The sequence below is a fragment of the Mycobacterium mantenii genome (assembly GCF_001667865.1).
GTDB classification, from domain to species: domain Bacteria; phylum Actinomycetota; class Actinomycetes; order Mycobacteriales; family Mycobacteriaceae; genus Mycobacterium; species Mycobacterium mantenii_A.
In genome coordinates this window covers 1-19,553 of the sequence record NZ_LZJP01000105.1, presented here as the reverse complement: position 1 = coordinate 19,553, position 19,553 = coordinate 1, and the positions used below count along the sequence as shown (strand labels likewise).

Annotated in this window: 21 protein-coding genes; 6 read left to right on the top strand and 15 right to left on the bottom strand. The window is 66.4% G+C overall.

Going from position 1 to position 19,553, the window contains the following annotated elements; translation table 11 throughout:
- Positions 1 to 257: 257 nt before the first annotated feature.
- The gene (locus A5688_RS20065; protein WP_242660261.1) at positions 258 to 1,160 is read left to right on the top strand and encodes an alpha/beta fold hydrolase; all 903 of its coding nucleotides are present in this window, start codon (positions 258 to 260) and stop codon (positions 1,158 to 1,160) included.
- Positions 1,161 to 1,185: 25 nt separating this feature from the next.
- On the opposite strand, the gene A5688_RS20060 is transcribed toward A5688_RS20065, so the two are convergent.
- The 3 genes from A5688_RS20060 to A5688_RS20055 form a co-directional block, all read right to left on the bottom strand.
- Positions 1,186 to 1,863 carry a Crp/Fnr family transcriptional regulator gene (locus A5688_RS20060; RefSeq protein WP_067839139.1) on the bottom strand — a complete coding sequence of 226 codons (678 nt, stop codon included), beginning with the start codon at positions 1,861 to 1,863 and terminating at the stop codon, positions 1,186 to 1,188.
- Between the two features lie 165 nt (positions 1,864 to 2,028).
- Complete coding sequence (locus A5688_RS28360; RefSeq protein ID WP_278185190.1) at positions 2,029 to 2,163, bottom strand: hypothetical protein; 135 nt, start codon at positions 2,161 to 2,163, stop codon at positions 2,029 to 2,031.
- 150 nt (positions 2,164 to 2,313) lie between these two features.
- Complete coding sequence (locus A5688_RS20055; protein ID WP_067910092.1) at positions 2,314 to 3,747, bottom strand: FAD-binding oxidoreductase; 1,434 nt, start codon at positions 3,745 to 3,747, stop codon at positions 2,314 to 2,316.
- Positions 3,748 to 3,960: 213 nt separating this feature from the next.
- On the opposite strand from A5688_RS20055, the gene A5688_RS20050 reads away from it, so the two are divergent.
- A complete protein-coding gene (locus tag A5688_RS20050) occupies positions 3,961 to 4,590 on the top strand; it encodes a DUF5134 domain-containing protein (RefSeq protein ID WP_067910089.1) in 630 nt (209 codons plus the stop codon).
- 9 nt (positions 4,591 to 4,599) lie between these two features.
- On the opposite strand, the gene A5688_RS20045 is transcribed toward A5688_RS20050, so the two are convergent.
- The 3 genes from A5688_RS20045 to A5688_RS20035 form a co-directional block, all read right to left on the bottom strand.
- Complete coding sequence (locus A5688_RS20045) at positions 4,600 to 5,340, bottom strand: SDR family NAD(P)-dependent oxidoreductase (RefSeq protein WP_067910086.1); 741 nt, start codon at positions 5,338 to 5,340, stop codon at positions 4,600 to 4,602.
- Positions 5,341 to 5,351: 11 nt separating this feature from the next.
- Positions 5,352 to 5,636, bottom strand: a complete 285-nt coding sequence (locus tag A5688_RS20040; RefSeq protein ID WP_067910102.1) for a hypothetical protein — start codon at positions 5,634 to 5,636, stop codon at positions 5,352 to 5,354.
- An 82-nt stretch (positions 5,637 to 5,718) separates the two neighbouring features.
- A complete protein-coding gene (locus A5688_RS20035; RefSeq protein WP_067910083.1) occupies positions 5,719 to 6,192 on the bottom strand; it encodes a GtrA family protein in 474 nt (157 codons plus the stop codon).
- 147 nt (positions 6,193 to 6,339) lie between these two features.
- Between A5688_RS20035 and A5688_RS20030 the strand changes: the two genes are divergently transcribed.
- The gene (locus A5688_RS20030) at positions 6,340 to 7,371 is read left to right on the top strand and encodes a fused (3R)-hydroxyacyl-ACP dehydratase subunits HadA/HadB (protein ID WP_067910080.1); all 1,032 of its coding nucleotides are present in this window, start codon (positions 6,340 to 6,342) and stop codon (positions 7,369 to 7,371) included.
- A 6-nt stretch (positions 7,372 to 7,377) separates the two neighbouring features.
- Here the strand turns inward: A5688_RS20030 and dnaB are convergent, their stop codons facing one another.
- The 9 genes from dnaB to A5688_RS19985 all read right to left on the bottom strand — a co-directional run bounded on the left by dnaB (position 7,378) and on the right by A5688_RS19985 (position 16,605).
- On the bottom strand, positions 7,378 to 8,754 hold the full coding sequence (gene dnaB, locus A5688_RS20025; protein ID WP_007771724.1) for a replicative DNA helicase: 1,377 nt from the start codon (positions 8,752 to 8,754) through the stop codon (positions 7,378 to 7,380).
- A 530-nt stretch (positions 8,755 to 9,284) separates the two neighbouring features.
- Positions 9,285 to 9,743, bottom strand: a complete 459-nt coding sequence (gene rplI, locus A5688_RS20020; protein WP_067910078.1) for a 50S ribosomal protein L9 — start codon at positions 9,741 to 9,743, stop codon at positions 9,285 to 9,287.
- A 30-nt stretch (positions 9,744 to 9,773) separates the two neighbouring features.
- Positions 9,774 to 10,028, bottom strand: coding sequence for a 30S ribosomal protein S18 (gene rpsR, locus A5688_RS20015; protein ID WP_067839118.1), 255 nt, complete (start codon positions 10,026 to 10,028; stop codon positions 9,774 to 9,776).
- A gap of 43 nt (positions 10,029 to 10,071) precedes the next feature.
- On the bottom strand, positions 10,072 to 10,596 hold the full coding sequence (locus tag A5688_RS20010) for a single-stranded DNA-binding protein (protein ID WP_067910075.1): 525 nt from the start codon (positions 10,594 to 10,596) through the stop codon (positions 10,072 to 10,074).
- Positions 10,597 to 10,706: 110 nt separating this feature from the next.
- Entirely contained in the window at positions 10,707 to 10,997 is a 291-nt protein-coding gene (gene rpsF, locus A5688_RS20005; protein WP_007771721.1) for a 30S ribosomal protein S6, read from the bottom strand.
- A 133-nt stretch (positions 10,998 to 11,130) separates the two neighbouring features.
- A complete protein-coding gene (locus tag A5688_RS20000) occupies positions 11,131 to 11,772 on the bottom strand; it encodes a DJ-1/PfpI family protein (RefSeq protein ID WP_067839108.1) in 642 nt (213 codons plus the stop codon).
- A 108-nt stretch (positions 11,773 to 11,880) separates the two neighbouring features.
- Entirely contained in the window at positions 11,881 to 13,539 is a 1,659-nt protein-coding gene (locus A5688_RS19995) for a glycosyltransferase family 87 protein (protein ID WP_067910072.1), read from the bottom strand.
- Entirely contained in the window at positions 13,536 to 15,989 is a 2,454-nt protein-coding gene (locus tag A5688_RS19990; RefSeq protein ID WP_242660258.1) for a transglycosylase domain-containing protein, read from the bottom strand. Before A5688_RS19990 ends, A5688_RS19995 begins: the two co-directional genes overlap by 4 nt.
- A 181-nt stretch (positions 15,990 to 16,170) precedes the next feature.
- Positions 16,171 to 16,605 (bottom strand): DUF5318 family protein, encoded by a 435-nt coding sequence (locus A5688_RS19985; RefSeq protein ID WP_065029591.1) that lies wholly within the window; start codon positions 16,603 to 16,605, stop codon positions 16,171 to 16,173.
- Between the two features lie 120 nt (positions 16,606 to 16,725).
- On the opposite strand from A5688_RS19985, the gene A5688_RS19980 reads away from it, so the two are divergent.
- From A5688_RS19980 to A5688_RS19970, 3 genes are all read left to right on the top strand, one after another.
- Positions 16,726 to 17,604, top strand: coding sequence for a DUF1707 SHOCT-like domain-containing protein (locus tag A5688_RS19980; RefSeq protein ID WP_067839099.1), 879 nt, complete (start codon positions 16,726 to 16,728; stop codon positions 17,602 to 17,604).
- A 159-nt stretch (positions 17,605 to 17,763) separates the two neighbouring features.
- Positions 17,764 to 18,306, top strand: a complete 543-nt coding sequence (locus A5688_RS19975; RefSeq protein ID WP_067257326.1) for a PadR family transcriptional regulator — start codon at positions 17,764 to 17,766, stop codon at positions 18,304 to 18,306.
- A 52-nt stretch (positions 18,307 to 18,358) separates the two neighbouring features.
- Positions 18,359 to 19,465 (top strand): inositol-3-phosphate synthase, encoded by a 1,107-nt coding sequence (locus A5688_RS19970; protein ID WP_067910067.1) that lies wholly within the window; start codon positions 18,359 to 18,361, stop codon positions 19,463 to 19,465.
- The last annotated feature ends 88 nt before the right edge of the window (positions 19,466 to 19,553 follow it).

Here is a 19,553-nt window from a genome sequence, read left to right as displayed (position 1 = left end):
GTGGGTCCCGACGATATCGGCCGTCTCCTGATGCGAGCCGCGCCCGTTTTCAATGCGCCGGTGGCGGCGCTGGCGACTCGACCAGACCGATCGCGCCGGACATGCCGTCGCCACGCAGGACGACAAGGGACGAGTCACCGTCACGGTCCGGCTCGCCGAGGCGAATTCTTGAATCCCACATTTTCTGCCCGGGCGAACCGCTATTGGCCGCACGGCGCGAAAGCCAGACTAAGACAAAGCGTTTGAATCCTCGGAGGTTGAAACTGTTTTCCCGTTCGCCCCAGACGCCGATCACACCATCCTGGTTCACCGCGGCAATCGGCCAACAGCCAGACCACAGCGACGTCGACGTCGACGGGTGTCGCATTCACCTGCGCGTCTGGGGCGACGCCGACCAACCTCCGGTGGTGCTCGTCCACGGCGGCGGGGCGCACTCCGGTTGGTGGGATCACGTCGCACCGTTCTTTGCCCGCACCCATCGGGTGATCGCGCCGGATCTGTCCGGGCACGGCGACAGCGAAGCGCGGGGCAGTTACGACCTGCGGATCTGGGCGAGCGAAGTGATGGCGGCCGCTGCGGCCGCCGGGCCCGCGGGGCGACCGACGATCGTCGGCCACAGCATGGGCGGTTGGGTGGTATCCACGGCGGCGATGCACTACAGCCGCCAGATCAACAGCATGCTGGTGATCGACTCGCCGCTGTGGGAGCGTGCGCCGGAGGAAGGACGGCTGCGCAGGCGCAAGCGCAACCACTACCGGACGAAAGATGAGATCCTGGCCCGCTTTACGGCCGTGCCCTCGCAGGATTTGATCCTGCCCTATGTCCGGCAGCACATCGCCGCCGAGTCGGTGCGCAAAACCGACGACGGCTGGATCTGGAAATTCGACCCGGCGATATTCGGCGGTGAGTTTCTCGATGCGCCGCCCGCCGATGAGGACTCATTGGAGTCCATGATGGCCGCAATACGTTGCCGCATGGGATATTTGCGCTGCGAAGCCGGATTGGTACCTCCGGCTATGGCCGAACGGATCCGTTCCCTGCTTCAGCTGCGTGGCCCATTCGTGGAGTTAGCGCTGGCCGGCCACCATCCGATGCTGGATCAACCGCTGTCGCTGGTCGCGACGTTGCGGACGCTCCTGGAATTCTGGTCGATCACCTAGGGCGTCACGGGGTTTACCCGGGGCGTCAGGCCCTCGCCCGGCGGGCCAGTTTCGCCGGCTGGTCGATGATGAGGGCCTTGCCCTGCTGCCGGATCCATCCGCGTTGGGTGAAGTCGGACAGCGCCTTGTTCACAGTTTCACGCGAGGATCCCACGAGTTGCGCGAGTTCCTTCTGCGTGAGGTGGTGCTCGACCAGCACCGAGCCGCCGTTGCTGCTGCCGAATCGCATTGCCAGGTCAAGGATTTGCTTGGCCACCCGGGCGGGGACATCGGTGAAGATCAGGTCGCACAGGGTGTTGTTGGTATGCCGGAGCCGGCGGGCCAGCACCCGCAGCAGCTGCTCGGCGATTTCGGGACGTTCGACGATCCATGTCCGTAACGCTTGACGGTCCATCCGGACGGCTTCCACCTCGGTCAGGGTGATCACCGTCGACGTCCGCGGACCCGGATCGAACAGCGCGAGCTCCCCGAACACGTCGCCGGGACCCAGCACCGCGAAGACGGTTTCGCGGCCGTCCGGTGTCTGATGGCGGATCTTCACCGCGCCCGACAGGATGACGTAGAGGTCGTCGCCCTCCTCGCCTTCGACGAAGACGGTGCGCCGACGCGGGAACGATACGTGCTGCAGGTGGCGAGCCAACGCCTCGACCGCATCCGGGGCGATCCCCTGGAAGATGCCGGCCCGCGCCAATACTTCGTTCACGCCGCCCCTTTCAGCGAGTTGCGCACTGCGTCTGCGCGCACCAGGCGCTGCTCCAGTGTGGGGGCGTCTTTACTCGCGGTCCAGACTTTACACCAGCAACGAGATCCGTAATGTAGCAGGTCACGCCCGCAAACGGCAGGCGTAACGACCCCCGAGGACGGCCGCCTACGCGGCCGGCGTGGTGACGACGGTCGAGGCGACGGTGACCTCGGAGTACAGGTTGCCGCACGCATCGCAGTGGACCTGATACTCGAGCTTGTCGGCATCCCGCTCAAGAAACCGGTACTGCGCCCACGCCATGCAACGCGGGCACCGTGCACGACCGTGCTCGATTGCCATTCGCCAACCCCTCTAACTCGCCACAGACATAGTGGAAGTACCCAGTGCCAAGTCCGACTAACCATCGAGTGTCGGCGGTCCGCGGATCCCGCCCGGCGGGACGCTCGCCGGCTAGTAATTCAGCCCAGAGAACATGACCCGGCCGGGATCGTATTTCTGCCGCACCGCGCTCAGCCGGGACAGGTTCGGGCCGAAATAGCGCGACGGCGACTGGTTGGCCTCGATATAGTTCACGTAGCCGCCGACCGAATATTGTTGCACCGCTTGATGTGCCGAGTTGAGCCAGTTCGTCGCGGCCGCGGGATCGCCCGTCTCCACGTACCACTGCACCAGCGCCCCCTCCCGACGCCACGGAAACGCCGTGGCGCTCGGCGCGACCGTGGCCAGCGCGCCGTCCAGGGCGTGCATGATGGCCAACATGCGGCCGGCCCCGCGGGGAAAGGCGTTGACCGCCGAGGCGATCCCCTGCGCCACGCCGGCGTTCACGGTGGCGAAGACATCGGATCCGCCGACATACCCGAGCGGCGACGGGTTGAGGTTACCGACGGCCAGATAATTGACCAGGTCCATGTAGTTGAACGTGTGGTTCTCGGTGCCCGACGGTTGCAGTCCCACCGCTTGGGTGATGGCGGCCGCGGCGCTGTTACCCGACCCGGCCGGGCAGGTCGCCAGGATCCGGCAATGCATGCCCATCGGGTCGACGGTGGCGTCCGCCAGTGCCCAACTGTTGCGGTCGGCGGTGCGCAGCCAGTTCTGCCAACCGACGAGGACCTGCGCGAACGACTGCGGCGGAAAGTTCAGGTTGACGACGTCGACGTCCTTGGTGGGAAATGTGGCGAAGGTCAGCGAGGTCGTCACACCGAAATTGCCGCCGCCGCCGCCGCGCAGCGCCCAGAACAGGTCGGGGTTGCTGGCGGCCGACGCGGTGACCGCCTGGCCGCTGGGCAGCACCACCGACGCCGATGTCAATTGGTCACAGAGCAGCCCGGCGTGCCGGGACTGGGCGCCCATGCCGCCGCCCAGCGCGTGCCCCGCAGCACCGACCGACGGGCAGGTACCGGTCGGGACGCCCCGGCCGGCCGCGGCCAGTGTCCGGTGCATCGTGTACAGGCTCGTCGCCGGAGTCACCGTGACCTGCCCGGTGGCGGCGTCGTAGTTCGCATCCCCGGGCAACTGGCGCAGGTCGAGCACCATGGTGCCGTTCGCGGTCGATGCCCCGATGTAGGAGTGGCCGCCGCTGCGCGGGGCAACCTTGAGGTTGTGGGCCGCGGCGAAGGCCAACGCCTTTTGCACATCGGCGGCCGACGTCGGGGTCACGACCGCCGCCGGCGTGAACCCGTTGTAGTTGGTGTTGAAAACCTGTTTGGCTCCGGCGAATTGGGGGCTGTCCGGGAGTACCACCTTGCCGCCGAGGGCCGTGGATAGGCCCTCCCAGCCGGTAGCTCTCGGGTCGGCCGCCACCCGGGGTGCGCCGAGGACCGCACCGGCGGCCAACGCACCGACCGCGCCCCGCAGAAACGTCTGCCGCGAGATTTCACGCGCCATCGTCGGACTCCCGCGATTGCGTCATGCCCCGAATTGTCAACCACGAGAAGCGCGGTGCCGCACGACGTGTCGGGGGGTGATTGAAACGTGCTCGAACCGTTACCGCACGCGGGTACATGCGGTCGGTACCGAGATACCCCGGAGGGGTACGGTAGCGGGCATGGGCACGGAGCTACGGCGGGCGGCATTCTCCAAATCAGGAAATTGCAGGCGATGATCGGCGACGTCCCACTGCGCTGCGCGGTCACCATTCTTTTCGGGGTCAGCATCACGATGTACGCGTACCTCGCTGTCGCGCAGGGTGATCGGTGGACATGCCGGGTCAATCATCTGCTGCATCTGGCGATGTCGGTCGCGATGGTGTCGATGGTGTGGCGGGTCGGGATGAGCCTCCCGGCGATAGGACCGATGCTCTTCTTTTTGCTGGCCGGAGTCTGGTTTGTGGGCGTGGCGGTGTGGTCCTCATCGGCATCTCGCCAGCGGCTGAAGACGTGGTACTACGCGGCGATGATGGCGGCGATGGCGTGGATGTACGCGGTGATGAGCGGGGGTGTGCCGGGCATCGACTCACGGTCGAATTCTGCGGTGATGGCCATGCCCGGCATGCAGTCGCCGGGACGCGACATGTCGCCGGCGACGACGGGATTGTCCTGGGTAGCCGCCGCGAATTGGCTAGGGGTGGTGGGGTTTGCCGCGGTGGCGTTGTATTGGGCATACCGCTTCGTCGGCGAACGGCAGCTGGCCCGGACACCGACGGCGGCACGCCTCGCGCGCATGGAACCCGTGTATCAGGCCTTCAGCGCCGCCGGCACAGCGCTGATGTTCGACGCGCTGATCTGGTGACCGGCCGGGCTATCCGGCCCCCTTGCCGTTGTCGACCCGATAGACCGCGCCATGGATGGCGGCCGCGGCGTCGCCGGCGAGGAAGGCGATGACGTTGGCGACGTCGAGGGGCTGCATCATGCCGCGCGGTGAGGCTGTTCGCATGATCAGGTCGTAGTTGGGATCGTCCGGCGCGCTGAATCGTTCGATTTGCGGTGTGAGCATGCCGCCGGGGCATACCGCGTTGACCCGCAACCGATCCGCCGTGTACTCCACCGCCAGCGCGCGGGTGAGACCGATCAGGCCATGCTTGGCGGCGCAGTAGCCGGCCGAATACGCCTGGCCCTCGACGCCGGCGATGGAGCTGACATTGACGATGTTTCCGCCGCGTTTCAGCAGGTGTGGCAGCGCCGCCCTGCACAGGAAGAACGGCCCGTTCAGGTTGACCGCGAGGTCGTGTTCCCAGTCGTCGTCGGTCATCGACTCCGTCCGGCGCATCTGGTGGTGCCCGGCCACGTTGACGAGGACGTCCAGTCCACCGAAGTCACCGACGCACTGCTCGACCGCATCCTGGCAGGCCTGCGCCGAACCGATGTCCACCGAGACAAATCCGCCGCGTTCGACGTCGGCGAACACCTCGGCCAAGCGTCCGGGGTCGCGGCCGATGCCGAAAACCGTTGCGCCCTGCCGGGAAAACAACCTGGCCGTTTCGGCGCCCAGGCCCGACGACGCCCCAGTCACCAACGCCACCTTGTCCTGGAGTGCAGCCATGCCAGTGCACTCTAGTAGGACCGTGACCGCACCACACCACCGCGTCGAAGTTGAAGTGGCGCAGTGATTCTCAACCCGTATCTGCCGGCCAGGTCGGAGAGCAGGCGCTCGGCCTGGAAGCGCTGCTGGATCCGGCGTGCCGTGATCAGCGCGAGCAGGTTGATGGCCTGTCTGCCCAGCGCGATCCGACTCGTGCGCTTCCGCCAGCTTGGCGGTGTCGAGGCCGCGCGCCGTCCGAGAAAGTAGCCGACGCAAGTTGCCGTCGCGAGCGCGGCGATGACCGCGATTACCGTCACGTGTTGAGCGTCCTGCGTCGCCGTCGCGGCAAGGTCACGCACGGGCTACACCTCGGCCACCAACTGCGCGTCGGCGCACGGCTCAGCGGCGAAAGACCACCCATCGCAGCGCGCTGTACATGTACACCGCCTCACACATGCCCGCCGCCAGTCGAGACAGCTGGTATTGCAATCCGAAGGCCACCAACGCGGTGGTGACCCCGAGGATGAACGCCAAGTAGTTGACGACGACCACCGCGACGTAGACCACCACCTGGGGTCCGACGGGCGCATGCGACCGAAAGTTGAAAACGCGATTGAGCGCGTAGCTGAGCGCGAAGGCGCAAACGTACGCAACCGTCACGGCGATCGGCACCGCCAGGCCGAGCACCCCGCGCAGGCTGGTGAGGATCGTCAGATCGAGGGCGAAGGTGAAGGCGTTGATCACGCAGAAGCCGACGAACGTCGGTGCGACGATTGCCCCGAGCCCGAACGGCAGACGCGCGACGAACGCCTCACACCAGGCATGGAACCGGCCAGCCAGGCGTGATTGGCCCACCGACGGTTCCGCTCGCACCTGAGCACGGTGACATGACCAGGTATCCGCCACGTGATCAGTAGGCCAACAACGGCGAACGGCGCGGCCTCCGGTGGCCTGGTGTCGACACGTTAGTGTGCGTAGGTCGACATCCGTGAACAGGCGGCCAGAAAAGTTGGGCTATTCATGACAGCAGCAGCAGAAACATCGGTGCTCGAATCACGGGTCGGCCACTACTACCAGATCGACGACAGTTACCAGGTCGGCCGCGAGAAGGTGCGCGAGTTCGCCCGCGCGGTGCAGGACTATCACCCTGCGCACTGGAAACTCGCCGCTGCCGCTGAACTCGGATATTCGGACCTCGTGGCCCCGCTGACGTTCACGTCGGCTCCGGCTATGGCAGCCAATCGACACTTGTTCGAGTCGGTCGTCATCGGTTACGAGATGTATCTGCAGACGGAAGAAGTCTTCGAACAGCACCGGCCGATCGTGGCCGGCGACGAACTGCAGATTGACGTCGAATTATCGTCGGTGCGCAGAATCGCCGGCAGAGACTTGATCACCGTGACCAATACATTCACCGATACCGCCGGCGAGCGGGTGCACACCCTGCACACCACCGTCGTCGGCGTCACCGCCGAGGATGTCGATCCGGCGATCAGGACGGTCGCGCAGCAAGTGATGATGCACGACGTGAACCTCGCCGGAATCGACTACTCCGAAGCGGACTACCAGAAGACGGTGCGGCCCGCGGACGAGGTTCGGATCGCCCACGGAGGCACAACCCGGACCCCGGGGACACCATCCTTCGATGACGTAAAGGTCGGCGACGAGTTACCGGTGCACCACGCCCGACTGTCGCGCGGCGACCTGGTGAACTACTCCGGGGTGGCCTGCGACGCCAACCCGCTTCATTGGGACGAGAATCTCGCCAAACTGGCGGGGCAGCCCGACGTGATCGCACACGGCATGCTCACCATGGCATTGGGTGCCGGATTCGGCTCCGCCTGGTCGGGCGATCCCGGTGCGGTTACTCGCTACGCGGTGCGGCTGTCCCAGCCCGTGATCGTGTCGGCCACCGAGGGCGCCGACATCGAATACAGCGGCCGGATCAAGTCACTGGACCCGGAAACCCGCACCGGAGTCGTAATCGTCGGCGCAAAGTCGGCCGGCCGCAAGATCTTTGGCCTGGCGACGTTGAACATCCGCTTCCGCTGACTCCGATCACCGCGCCATGTTGGTGAAGCGCGACAGGTGCAGCTGGTGCGCGACCGTCACCGTCTTGGTGGGGCCGTTGCGGTGTTTGGCGAGAATGAAATCCGCCTCTCCCCCACGCGGATCGTCGCGCTCGAACGCGTCCGGCCGGTTCAGCAGGATCACCATGTCGGCATCCTGTTCCAGCGATCCCGACTCACGAAGGTCCGACAGCATCGGCTTCTTGTCGGTGCGCTGCTCGGGACCGCGGTTCAGCTGGCTGATCGCGACGACGGGAACCTCGAGTTCCTTGGCCAAAAGCTTGAGGTGGCGCGAGAACTCGGACACCTCGAGCTGCCGCGACTCGACCTTCTTCCCCGACGACATCAGCTGCAGGTAATCAACCACGACCAGGCGCAGGTCGGATTTCTGCCGCAGCCGGCGCGCCTTGGCCCGGATCTCCATCATCGTCAGGTTCGGCGAGTCGTCGATATACAGCGGCGCCTCGCTGATTTCGCTCATCCGCCGCGCCAGCCGCGTCCAGTCCTCGTCGCTCATGCGACCGGAGCGCATGTCGGCGAGTTTGATCTTCGCTTCCGCGGACAGCAGCCGCATGACGATCTCGGACTTGCTCATCTCCAGCGAGAAGATGACGCTGGCCATGCGGTGCTTGATTGAGCAGGACCGCAAAAAATCCAGTCCCAGTGTCGATTTGCCCACGCCGGGCCTCGCCGCCACGATGATCATCTGCCCGGCGTGCAGACCGTTGGTCACCTCGTCGAGCTCGGTGAAGCCGGTCGGCACGCCGCGCGCGACGCCCCCGTTGGAGGCGATGGCGTCGATCTCGTCCATGGTCGGCTGCAGCAGATCCTCGAGCGGAACGAAATCCTCCGACGTCCGGCGCTCGGCCACCTCGTAGATCTCGGCCTGCGCGCGGTCGACCACCTCGGCCACGTCCGCGCCCTCGGCGCCCGCATAGCCGTACTGCACCACCCGGGTGCCGGCCTCCACGAGGCGCCGCAGGAGCGCCTTCTCGGCCACGATGGTCGCGTAGTAGCTCGCGTTGGCCGCCGTCGGCACCGTCGAGATCAGCGTGTGCAGATACGGTGCCCCGCCGATGCGGCGCAGCAGGTTGCGGCGGTCCAGTTCCGCGGCGACCGTCACCGCGTCGGCCGGCTCACCACGCCCATAGAGATCGAGGATCGCGTCGTACACGTTCTGGTGGGCGGGGCGGTAAAAGTCGCCGGGCCGCAGCCGTTCCAGCACATCGGCGATGGCGTCCTTGCTCAGCAGCATGCCGCCCAGCACCGCCTGCTCGGCCGCCAGGTCCTGCGGTGGCTGCCGTCCGAAGTCCTCGCTTGGCGGCGAGGAATCCATGCCCGACGCCAAGTCATCGACGACCGCCACGGATTCCCTCCTCCCCTGATTCACGCATCCGAACATACATTCGATACTCGACATCGAGCGTAAGTCAAGGTGCTGACACCTGCGTCCTACGGCACCAACACGCTCGGCGCCGGGACGACGTTAAACGTTGCTGGCGAGTAGGCAAAGGGGGTGCTGTTTATGAAGCTGTGCATCGTGTGTGCATATCCGTCGACACCTGTGTTGAGCGGGGTGTGGAGAACCTGTGGATTAAGACAAAGGGCTAGGACATCGGTGCAGATACCGGCCATACAACGCCCTGAAATTCGTGTGGACAAGAATCTCTACGGCGTGTCGGCCCAGGTTACTGCGCCGGGCGTGTTGGCTTTCCGCCATATTTTCCCAGCGTTACGAGCCGGTAAAGCGAGGTGGCGAAACATACCCCAGAAATAGTTCGCCGGAAAGCGCGTCCGCGACCCGCCTCAACGCAGGGTGGCCGACCGTCCGCAGCACAACGAAGCCCGGCGGGGCCGATCATGGCCGCCGCCGGGAACCGAGCAAACGTTGGGTGCTTAGCTCTGCGCGACGACCTCGAGGGCGACCTCGACGTCGACCTCGGGGTGCAGGTGCACCGCCACCGGGTGGGTCCCGACGGCTTTGATGTGGGACTTGGGCAGCCGCACGATCCGTTTGTCCAGGTTGGGGCCGCCGGCCTTCTTGATCGCGGCGACGACATCACCGGCGGTCACCGAGCCGAACAGCTTCCCGGAATCGGCCGCGGTCTTCACCGGCAGCGGCACGGAACCGAGCGCCTCGATCGCCGTCTTGAGTTCGTTGGCATGGCCGAGGTCGCGCACCGCCTTGGTTTCGCGGGCCCGGCGGATATCGTCGGCCTGCTTCTGCGCGCCGCGGGAGGCCACGATCGCAAGGCCGCGCGGGAGCAGGAAGTTGCGGCCGTAACCGTCCTTGACCTCGACAGTTTCGCCGACGGTGCCAAGGTGGTCGACGTCAGCCGTCAGAATCAGCTTCATCGTTTCGTACTTTCGGTAGGCCTTCGGCGACTATCGCGCCGAGGAGGTGAAGGGCAGCAGCGCCACCTCGCGGGCATTCTTCACCGCGATGGCGACGTCACGTTGGTGCTGCACACAGTTGCCGGTGACGCGACGCGCCCGGATCTTGCCGCGCTCACTGATGTACGTGCGCAGCAACGCGGTGTCCTTGTAGTCGATCTCTTGGCCCTTTTTGGAGCAGAAGACGCATTTCCGCGCCTTAATCGGCTTTTCCGGAGCCGGGCGCCGCTTATTGGACTTGGCCATGTCTGTCTTTCTTTCCGTTCTCTATTACTGAAGTTTTCTTGAATCAGAAGGGCGGTTCGTCGTCGCCGCCGCCAAACGAGCCCGATGCGGGCGCACTGCCCCACGGGTCGTCCGCGGGTGCGCCGCTCGCCGGGGCCGACTGCTGGCGGGATCCGCCACCGCCGCCACCACCGCCGAAGCCGCCGCCACCACCGCCGCCGCTGCGGCTGGCCTTGTTGACCTTGGCTGTGGCATAGCGCAGCGAGGGGCCGATCTCGTCGACCTCGACCTCGACGACGGTGCGCTTCTCACCTTCACGAGTCTCAAAAGAGCGCTGCTTGAGCCGCCCCGTGACGATCACCCGCGCACCACGCGTGAGGCTTTCCGCGACATTCTCGGCCGCTTCCCGCCAGATGTTGCACCGCAGGAACAGCGCCTCACCGTCTTTCCATTCGCCGCTCTGACGGTCGTAGATCCTGGGTGTCGACGCCACGGTGAAGTTCGCGACGGCGGCACCCGAGGGCGTGAACCGCAATTCGGGGTCGGCGGTCAGGTTTCCGACAACGGTGATAGTGGTGTCACCAGCCACAGTTTCCTCCTCGTTCCGCCTGCTACTCGCTATTCCGACGGTGATGGCACGTGTCCTGGCTGAGCCTACGCAAGTCCACCGACGGTGGGCCCACGACTCAGCGACAGGTGTTAGTGCTTGTCGGTGCGCATCACCTTGGTGCGCAATACCGACTCGTTCAGGCTCAGCTGGCGGTCGAGCTCGGAGACCGTCGCCGGCTCGGCCTTCAGGTCGACGACGACGTAGATGCCTTCGGCGTGCTTGGCGATCTCGTAGGCCAGGCGGCGCCGGCCCCAGATGTCGACCTTGTCGACGGATCCACCATCCTTGCGGACGACGTTGAGGAACGTCTCCAAGGACGGGGCAACGGTTCGCTCGTCGAGCGTGGGGTCAAGAATGACCATGATTTCGTATGGACGCATGGAAACCTCACCACCTCCTCTGGTCTGTGCGGCCACGGACGATCCGTGGCAGGAGGGTCGCCTGCGTCGGCAACCGCATCAGGCTACCGGATACCGGGCTGACCAGAAAAATCCGAGCGCTCAGGCAACGCCGCTACTGGCGGGCGGCCAGGTATTCCTCCGCCCGCGCGACCGTCGCGGGGTCGGCTTTGGCGAGCGCTCCCGAGTCGAAGGGCGGCTGCGGATCGTATTCGATCAGCAGCTGGGCGGCCCGGGCGGCCTCGCGATCGACGAGCAGCTCCACCAGCCGTAGGGCCATATCGATCCCGCTGGACACCCCGGCGGCGGTGATGATCCGCTGCGGTAGGTGTTCGACGACTCGTTCCGGCACGTAGCGGGCGCCCAGGCTGTTCAGTAGGTCGGCGGCCCGCCAATGGGTGGTGGCCGTGAGCCCATCCAGCAATCCGGCCGCGGCCAGCAGCAGCGCACCGGTGCACACCGAGGTGGTGAACCGGGTGTTGGGGTGTACCGCGCGCAGCCACGCCCGGATGGCCTCGTCGTGAATCAGCCGGCGGGTGCCGATGCCGCCGGGGAACACGACCACGTCGGGTGCGTTCACCTCGTCGAAGGTGGTGTCACAGCTGACACCGAGCATTCCATTCTCGGTGCGCACCTCACCCCGCTGATGCCCGACGAACACGACATCGATCGACGGAATGCGTTGCAGCACTTCGTAAGGACCCACCGCGTCGAGCGCGGTGAATCGCGGAAAGATCGGGATGACGACCTGGGTCATGGCGCCATTCCTCCGATCCCGGCTGGGCCGGAATCATCGTCACCGGCGCGAGTCATGGCGCCATTCCTCCGATCCCGGCTGCGCCGGCATAATCGTCACCGGCGCGAGTCACGGCGCCATTCCGCTCGCCATCGCGGGTTGCTCGACGGCGTCGTCGGATGCTGGGGCGGTCGAGCGGCGCGACCCGACCGGTCGCAGCCAGTCCGGCAGCCACCCGGGTGGGGCGTCCGGCGCGCGATCGAACGGCCCGCCCGCCGGATCGTCCACCCGTCCGTCCCAGCGGACCAAATCCTCGCCGGGCCGGTATATCTGCCGAATCACCAACGCGCACAACGCGATAACCGCGATGTCCCGGAGCAGCACGGTCGTGGTGAAGAACTGTTCGGGCAGCGAGCGGTTGGGGTTGCCGTACAGGTAATACATCCGCGGCACCCACACGAGCGCGTCGACGGTCATCCACGCCAGCAGCAACCGGCGATGCGGCAGGGCGAGCACTGCCAGCGGTACCAGCCACAGCGAGAACTGCGGGCTCCACACCTTGTTGGTCAGCAGGAAAGCCGCCACCACCAAGAACAACAGTTGCGTCACGCGGGGGCGTTGCGGGGCGGTCAACACGACGAACGCGATTGCCGCACAGCACGCCACGAACAGCACCGCGACAACGCTGTTGAGCACGATCGGTGGCTGCCAGAATCCCAGCTTGGGATCGAAACCCCGCCATCCGGTGAACGACTTGATGACGTTGTACAGCGAGTCCATGTCGTCGCCGCGGCGCGTATTGAGCCGGAAGAACTCCGACCATCCGCGCGGGAAGAACACCAGCACGGGCAGGTTCACCAACAGCCAGGTCGCCCCGGTCGCCACCGCGGTGCGGACCCACGCACGTAGGCGTCCGGTCCGAATACCCAGCAGCAGCATCGGACCTAAGAACAGCAACGGATACAGCTTCGCCGCGGCACCCAACCCGATCAGCACGCCGGCCAGCACCGGTTTTCGTCGCGCCCAGGCCAGCAGCCCGGCCATCGCGAATGCCGTTGCCAGCGCGTCGAAATTGGTGAAGATCTGGAAGATTAATATCGGCGAGCCGGCCACCAGCGCGGCGTCCCAGATCCGTCGCCCGGACAGGCCCGCGCTGGCCCAGACGGTGCCCAGCCAGGCCAGCGCCAGCCCGAAGGCGGCGATGTTGAAGAACATCACCACCTCCGCGACCACCGGCAGCGGGCCGAGCTTGCTCAGCGCGGTGTAGGTCTTGGCCAACGCCATCGACACGTACTGATAGATGCCCGTCAGCACCGGATACTCCATGTAGCGCACCGCGGGCCGGCCGTCGTAACGGATCTGCTGGGCGCCGGTGGAGTCGGTCTCGACCCAGCTCGACTTGTAGGGAAACTTGCCCTGGCTCAACAGCTCTGCGCTGTAGAGCGGCACGGTGTCGGAGTAACACAGCTCGTAGTAGGCGCGTTGGTTGTCCCAGTTGGCCACCCGCTGATCGCCGGTCCCGGTGCCGGTGCTTTGCAGGCAGGCGGCCTTGGTCGACCAGCCCAGCGCCAAAAAGACCAGCGCGATCATGAACATCACCCGCAGCGGGGTCATCAGCCGCGACCGGCCGATCAGCGCGTGCCGGCCCACCGGGCCCCCGACGACGTCGGCGAGCGCGGCACCCAGAAAGTCGGTGCGGCTCGGGCAATCTCGGTTGTCGGCGCTGCGCAGATCCGCGGCCAGCCGCTGCGGTGAGGTGGTCGCGCCGTGCTCCGCGGCGTCGGTCACGGTGGCGGCGGCGGCGCTTGGGGCCCACCCGGCGGGACGCCACCACCCGGGAAGCCACCGGGCGGGCCGCCCGGCTCCGGGCCCCCCGGCGGACCGCCGGGCACCGGTGGCGCCGCGGTGATCGTCGTCGGCGGACCGACCGGAATGGTGATGCCCGGCGCCACTTCGATGGTGGGCTGGATGACGGTCTCCGACGGCGGCGGGGGCGGCGGAGGCGCAACCGGCACGCCGGCGTAGCCGCCGATCTCGGTCGGCTTGGGGAACGATTCGTTGGACGTGCCCTTGAGGGCCCCGTCCATGGTGGACTTCCAGATGTCCGACGGCAGCCCCGAGCCGTAAACCGGTCCGCCCGAGGCAGTTACCAGCGGACTGTCCCCTTTGGCCGTGCCCACCCACACCGCCGTCGACAGCGACGGCGTGTACCCCACCATCCAGGCGTCCTTGTTGGAAGTGGTGTCACCGAGCTGGGTGGTCCCGGTCTTGGCCGCCGACGGCCTGCCGCCGGCCAGGGCGTGGCCGCGTGAATAGGCCGCGATCGGTGCCATGGCCGCGGTGACGTTGTCGGCAACGGCCTTGGGGATGCGCTGCTCGTTCTTGTCGTCGGAGTTGGCGGCGTCGAAAAGGACCTGCCCGTCGGAGTTGACGACCTTCTGGACGAAGTGCGGGCGGTGGTAGACGCCGGAGGCCGCCAGCGTGGCATAGGCCGAGGCCATGTCGAACACTCGGGTTTGATACTGGCCCAGCACAATTCCGTTGTTCGGTGGTCCGCCCTTGCCGTCCTCGGACAGCGTGTGGGCCACCCCGGGGAAGCTGGTTGCGACGCCGGCTTGGTGCGCGGCGTCGGCGACGGCCTGCGGTCCGCCCTTGAGCTTGAGCATCAGCCGGTAGTAGGAGGTGTTCAACGACATCTTGAGCGCCTGGGCGAGGTTGCACGTCCCGCAGCTCTCGCCCTCGACGTTGGTGATCTTGATGCCGTTGACCGTCAATGGGGAGCTGTCCACCTGATAACCAAGGCCGATGCCCTGCTCGAGCGCGGCGACCAGTGCGAACACTTTGAACGACGACCCGGTCTGCAGCCCGGCCTGAGCGAAGTCGAAACCGAAGGCATCGGTGCCGCCGAAGTACGCACGAATCGCGCCGTCGTGCGGATCGACCGACACCGCGGCCGAACGCATGTCGGGGTCTTGGCCGTCGAGGTACTTCGACACCGCCTTCTCCGCCGCCTGCTGCGCCTTCGGGTCGATGGTGGTGGTGACCTGCAGGCCCTGGGTGTTCAGGGTCCGCTCGTCGATGTTGAACAGCTCCATCAACTCCTTGGTCACCTGACGCTCGATCAGCCCGTTGGGCCCGGTCGTCTGGTTCTGCGCGCGCGCCTGATCCGGCGGCACGGTCGGCGGGAACTCCTGCGCGGAACGATCACTCGGCGACAGCGCCTTGGTCTCCACCATGCCGTCGAGCACCCACGCCCAGCGGGCACGGGCACCCTGCGGGTCGATTGCCGGGTCCAGCGAGGAAGGCCGCCGGATCAGCGCCGCCAGCAGTGCGCCCTCGGAAACCGTGAGTTGCTCGACGGGTTTGTTGAAGTAGGCCTTGGCGGCAGCGGAGATTCCGTAGGCGCCCCGGCCGAAGTAGATGATGTTCAGATAGGCCTGCAGGACATCGTCTTTGGACCACTCCCCCGACATCTTGGTGGCGATGACCAGTTCCTTGGCCTTACGCATCAGGCCGCTGACGCCGTGCTGGGCCGAACCGACCAGCGCGTTCTTCACGTACTGCTGGGTGATCGTCGACCCGCCCTGCAGGTCGCCGCTGCCGAACAGGTTGTTGTTCACCGCGCGCACGAAACCGCTGAAATCGAACCCCGGGTTCGAGTAGAAATTGCGGTCTTCGGCGGCGATCACCGCCTGGCGCACATGCACGGGGACTTGGTTGATGTTGACATCAACCCTATTGCCTTCCGGCGGGATGATTTTGGCGATCTCCGAGCCGTCGCTGGCCAGGATGGTCGAAACCTGGTTGGTGCGAAGGTCACCCGGCTTGGGGATGTCGACGATGAAGTACGCCATCGCGAACGTGACGATCGGCAGCAGCACCAGCACCGCCGCACAGAGGTATGCCCCTCGCCGTACCCACAGCCAGTTGATCTGATCGGTCCAGGCCCAGTCGCGCCACGGTGGGACGGGCCGCCCCCCGGGACCGCCGGGTCCTGTCGGGCGTCCGGGCCGCCGGGGCGGAGGGGGCGGTCCGCCGGGCGGACCGCCGCCGTGGCCGGGCCGCTCGCGCCGGCCGGACGTCGGCGCCCGACCGTCCAGGGCGGCCTTGACCTCGTCGAGCGCGTCGCGCCGCAACGGTGTCGACGGGGGGCCGGCCAGCGCGGCTTTGACTTCTTCGATGGGGTCCGCGCGCCGTGGCGCCCGGTCATCCTGAACCGGCGGCAGGATCGTGGTCATCCGATCGTCGGGCGGGGCCTGACGGCGACGGGTGAATTTCGGCGGCGGCTCCCGACGTTCGGGATCCCGACGACCGGCGTCCGGACGGTCGGTGTCCGGACGCTCGGTAGAACGCTGATTGCCTACATGCTCACTCGCTGGCCCACGTTGGTCACCGGACGACTGGCTGTGGCGTCCTTCGTTATTCAATGGCCGTGCGGGCGTTGTTGCGCGCGGTCCGCGTGCGTCCGGTACCCCTGGGCGGAGGTGCCGTGCGCGCCGCGCCGAGCACATATGACTTGACGAGGTGGTTCCAGCTACAGGTGCGGCACACCTCCACCACGTGGACGGCGAACTCCTCGAAGCGGGTGGCCAACATCACCAACTCTTCGGCCGTGCGCGCCGAGCCCGACACCGCACCCAGGTGCTCCCCGAACACCCACGACACCAGCGTCAGCTGCTCCTTGCGGCAGATCGGACACATGACCTGGCTCGGTTTCCCGTGAAACTTGGCGGCCCGCAGCAGATAAGGGTTCGCGTCGCACACCTCGGACACACCGGTGCGGCCCGAGTACACCTCGGCCAGCAGTGAGCGCCGCCGGAGCGCGTAGTCCACCACTTGTCGCTGCAGTCGCACGCCCACCAGAGTACGTCGCCATCCCAAGCGGGGATACGCAACCGAACCGTGGCGGGCCGTGCCAGGTGATCGACGGTGATTTCTGCGCCAAACCGAGAACGGACTTCTACGATCATCCCCGTGGCGAAATGGCTCGGGGCACCGCTGGGCGGCGGAGCGACGACGACTACCCGGGCCAAGGACAGCGACCGCCAAAACACCTGCACGGTCCTCGACGGCGCCCTGGCCGACGGCGAGCTGTCCGCCGAAGAGCACCGGGAGCGAGTCAGCGCGGCCACCAAGGCGGTGACCCTGGGCGACTTGCACGCCCTGGTGGCCGATCTGCAGACCAGCGCCGCGCGGCAACTCCCCAACCTGGACGCGCGGCCGAAGGTGCCGCGAGTCGGCGGATGGGGAGTGCTGGCCGCCGCCTTCGTCGTGTCGGTGCTGCTGGGCGTCGGCATCGGGTGGGGCCTGTACGGCAACACGCGCTCGCCGCTGGACTTCACGACCGACCCGGGCGCCAAACCCGACGGAGTCAACGCGGTGGTGCTCACTCCACCGACACAACTGCATTCGGTCGGCGGGCTCACCGGGCTGCTCGAGCAGATGCGCAAGCGGTTCGGGGACACCGTCGGCTACCGGCTGGTGATCTACCCGACCTACGCGGCGCTGGACCGTCCCGACCCCGCCGACGATCGCCGGGTGCTGGCATATACCTACCGCGGCGGGTGGGGCGATCCGACCAGCTCGGCCAAGAGTTCCTCGGACGGCCCCGCCCCCGTCGACCTGAGCAAGTTCGACGTGACCAAGACCGTGGGCATCATGCGCGGCGCGCCCGAGACCCTGCACATGAAGCCGTCCGACGTCAAAACCAGTTACCTGATCGTCGAGCCGGCAACCGACCCGACCACGCCCGGGGCGCTCACGCTCTCGCTGTACGTCTCCAGCGACTACGGAGGCGGCTACGTCGCCTTCACGGGTGACGGCACCGTCAAGCAGATGAGTCTGCCCACGTAAAGGCCCGTCTCCCGGCCCGATTCGCACCCCCTGCGCTGTGACGAACGGCAAACCAACAGTGAGTGGTGTTGTGGCTAATATATCGAGACGATACGATTGCGCGAGGCGTCGAACCGTCGTAACCAGCCATGCATATCTATCTCACGGGAGGTGATCCGATTGCTGGAGCTCGCCATCCTGGGTCTCCTGATCGAATCGCCCATGCACGGTTATGAGTTGCGCAAACGGCTGACCGGTCTACTCGGTGCGTTCCGGGCGTTTTCGTACGGTTCGCTCTACCCAGCCCTGCGGCGCATGCAGGCCGAAGGGTTGATTGCCGAGGATGCCGCCCCGGCCGGGACGCCGGTCCGGCGGGCCCGGCGCGTTTACCAGCTAACCGACGAGGGCCGCCGGCGCTTCGGTGAACTGGTGGCCGACACGGGTCCCCACAACTACACCGATGACGGCTTCGGGGTACACCTGGCGTTCTTCAACCGGACTCCGGCAGAGGCGCGGATGCGCATTCTGGAAGGTCGCCGCCGTCAGGTCGAGGAACGGCGGGAAGGTCTGCGCGACGCCGTTGCGCGGGCGAGTAGCTCGTTCGACCGCTACACCCGTCAGCTTCATCAATTGGGGCTCGAGTCCAGTGAGCGCGAAGTCAAGTGGCTCAACGAGCTCATCGCTGCGGAGCGGGCTATGCCCGGCCTCTCCGAGCAAACGTAAACCCCAGTACGACCCCAGCATCCCAGTGGTTAGAGGTTAGGAGAACGCCCATATGAGTGAGCATCAGCCGCCGAAGGCGGAAGAGGCGCAGTCGGAGGTACGAGTCGCCATTGTCGGCGTCGGTAACTGCGCGTCTTCGCTGGTTCAGGGCGTGCAGTACTACTATGACGCCGACGCGAGCAGCACCGTGCCCGGCTTGATGCACGTGAAGTTCGGCCAGTATCACGTCCGCGACGTGAAGTTCGTCGCCGCCTTCGACGTGGACGCCAAGAAGGTTGGCTTCGACCTGTCCGAGGCGATCTTCGCGTCGGAGAACAACACCATCAAGATCGCCGACGTGCCGCCGACCAACGTGACGGTGCAGCGCGGCCCGACGCTGGACGGCATCGGTAAGTACTACGCCGACACCATCGAGGTGTCCGACGTCGAGGCCGTCGACGTGGTGCAGGTGCTGAAAGAGGCCAAGGTCGATGTGTTGGTCTCCTACCTGCCGGTGGGCTCCGAAGAAGCCGACAAGTTCTACGCCCAGTGCGCCATCGATGCCGGCGTGGCGTTCGTCAACGCGCTGCCGGTGTTCATCGCCTCGGACCCGGTGTGGGCCAAGAAGTTCGCCGACGCCGGGGTGCCGATCGTCGGTGACGACATCAAGAGCCAGGTCGGTGCGACCATCACCCACCGCGTGATGGCCAAGCTGTTCGAGGACCGCGGTGTGCAGCTGGACCGCACCATGCAGCTCAACGTCGGCGGCAACATGGACTTCCTCAACATGCTCGAGCGCGAGCGGCTGGAGTCCAAGAAGATCTCCAAGACGCAGGCCGTCACGTCGAACGTGCAGCGGGAGTTCAAGACCAGAGACGTGCACATCGGCCCGTCCGACCACGTCGGCTGGCTTGACGACCGCAAATGGGCCTACGTGCGGCTCGAGGGCCGCGCCTTCGGCGACGTGCCGCTCAACCTGGAGTACAAGCTCGAGGTCTGGGACTCGCCGAACTCCGCGGGCGTCATCATCGACGCGGTGCGCGCCGCCAAGATCGCAAAGGACCGCGGCATCGGCGGTCCGGTGATCCCGGCGTCGGCCTATTTGATGAAGAGCCCGCCACAGCAGCTGCCCGACGACATCGCACGCGCCCAGCTCGAAGAGTTCATCATCGAGGGCTAAAGCCGGCCGGTCGCCCCGGCCATTAGGTGATCCACGGTTTCGCTAGCGCATGTGCCAGCGCTTTGGAGAGTTACCTAATGGCCGGGGC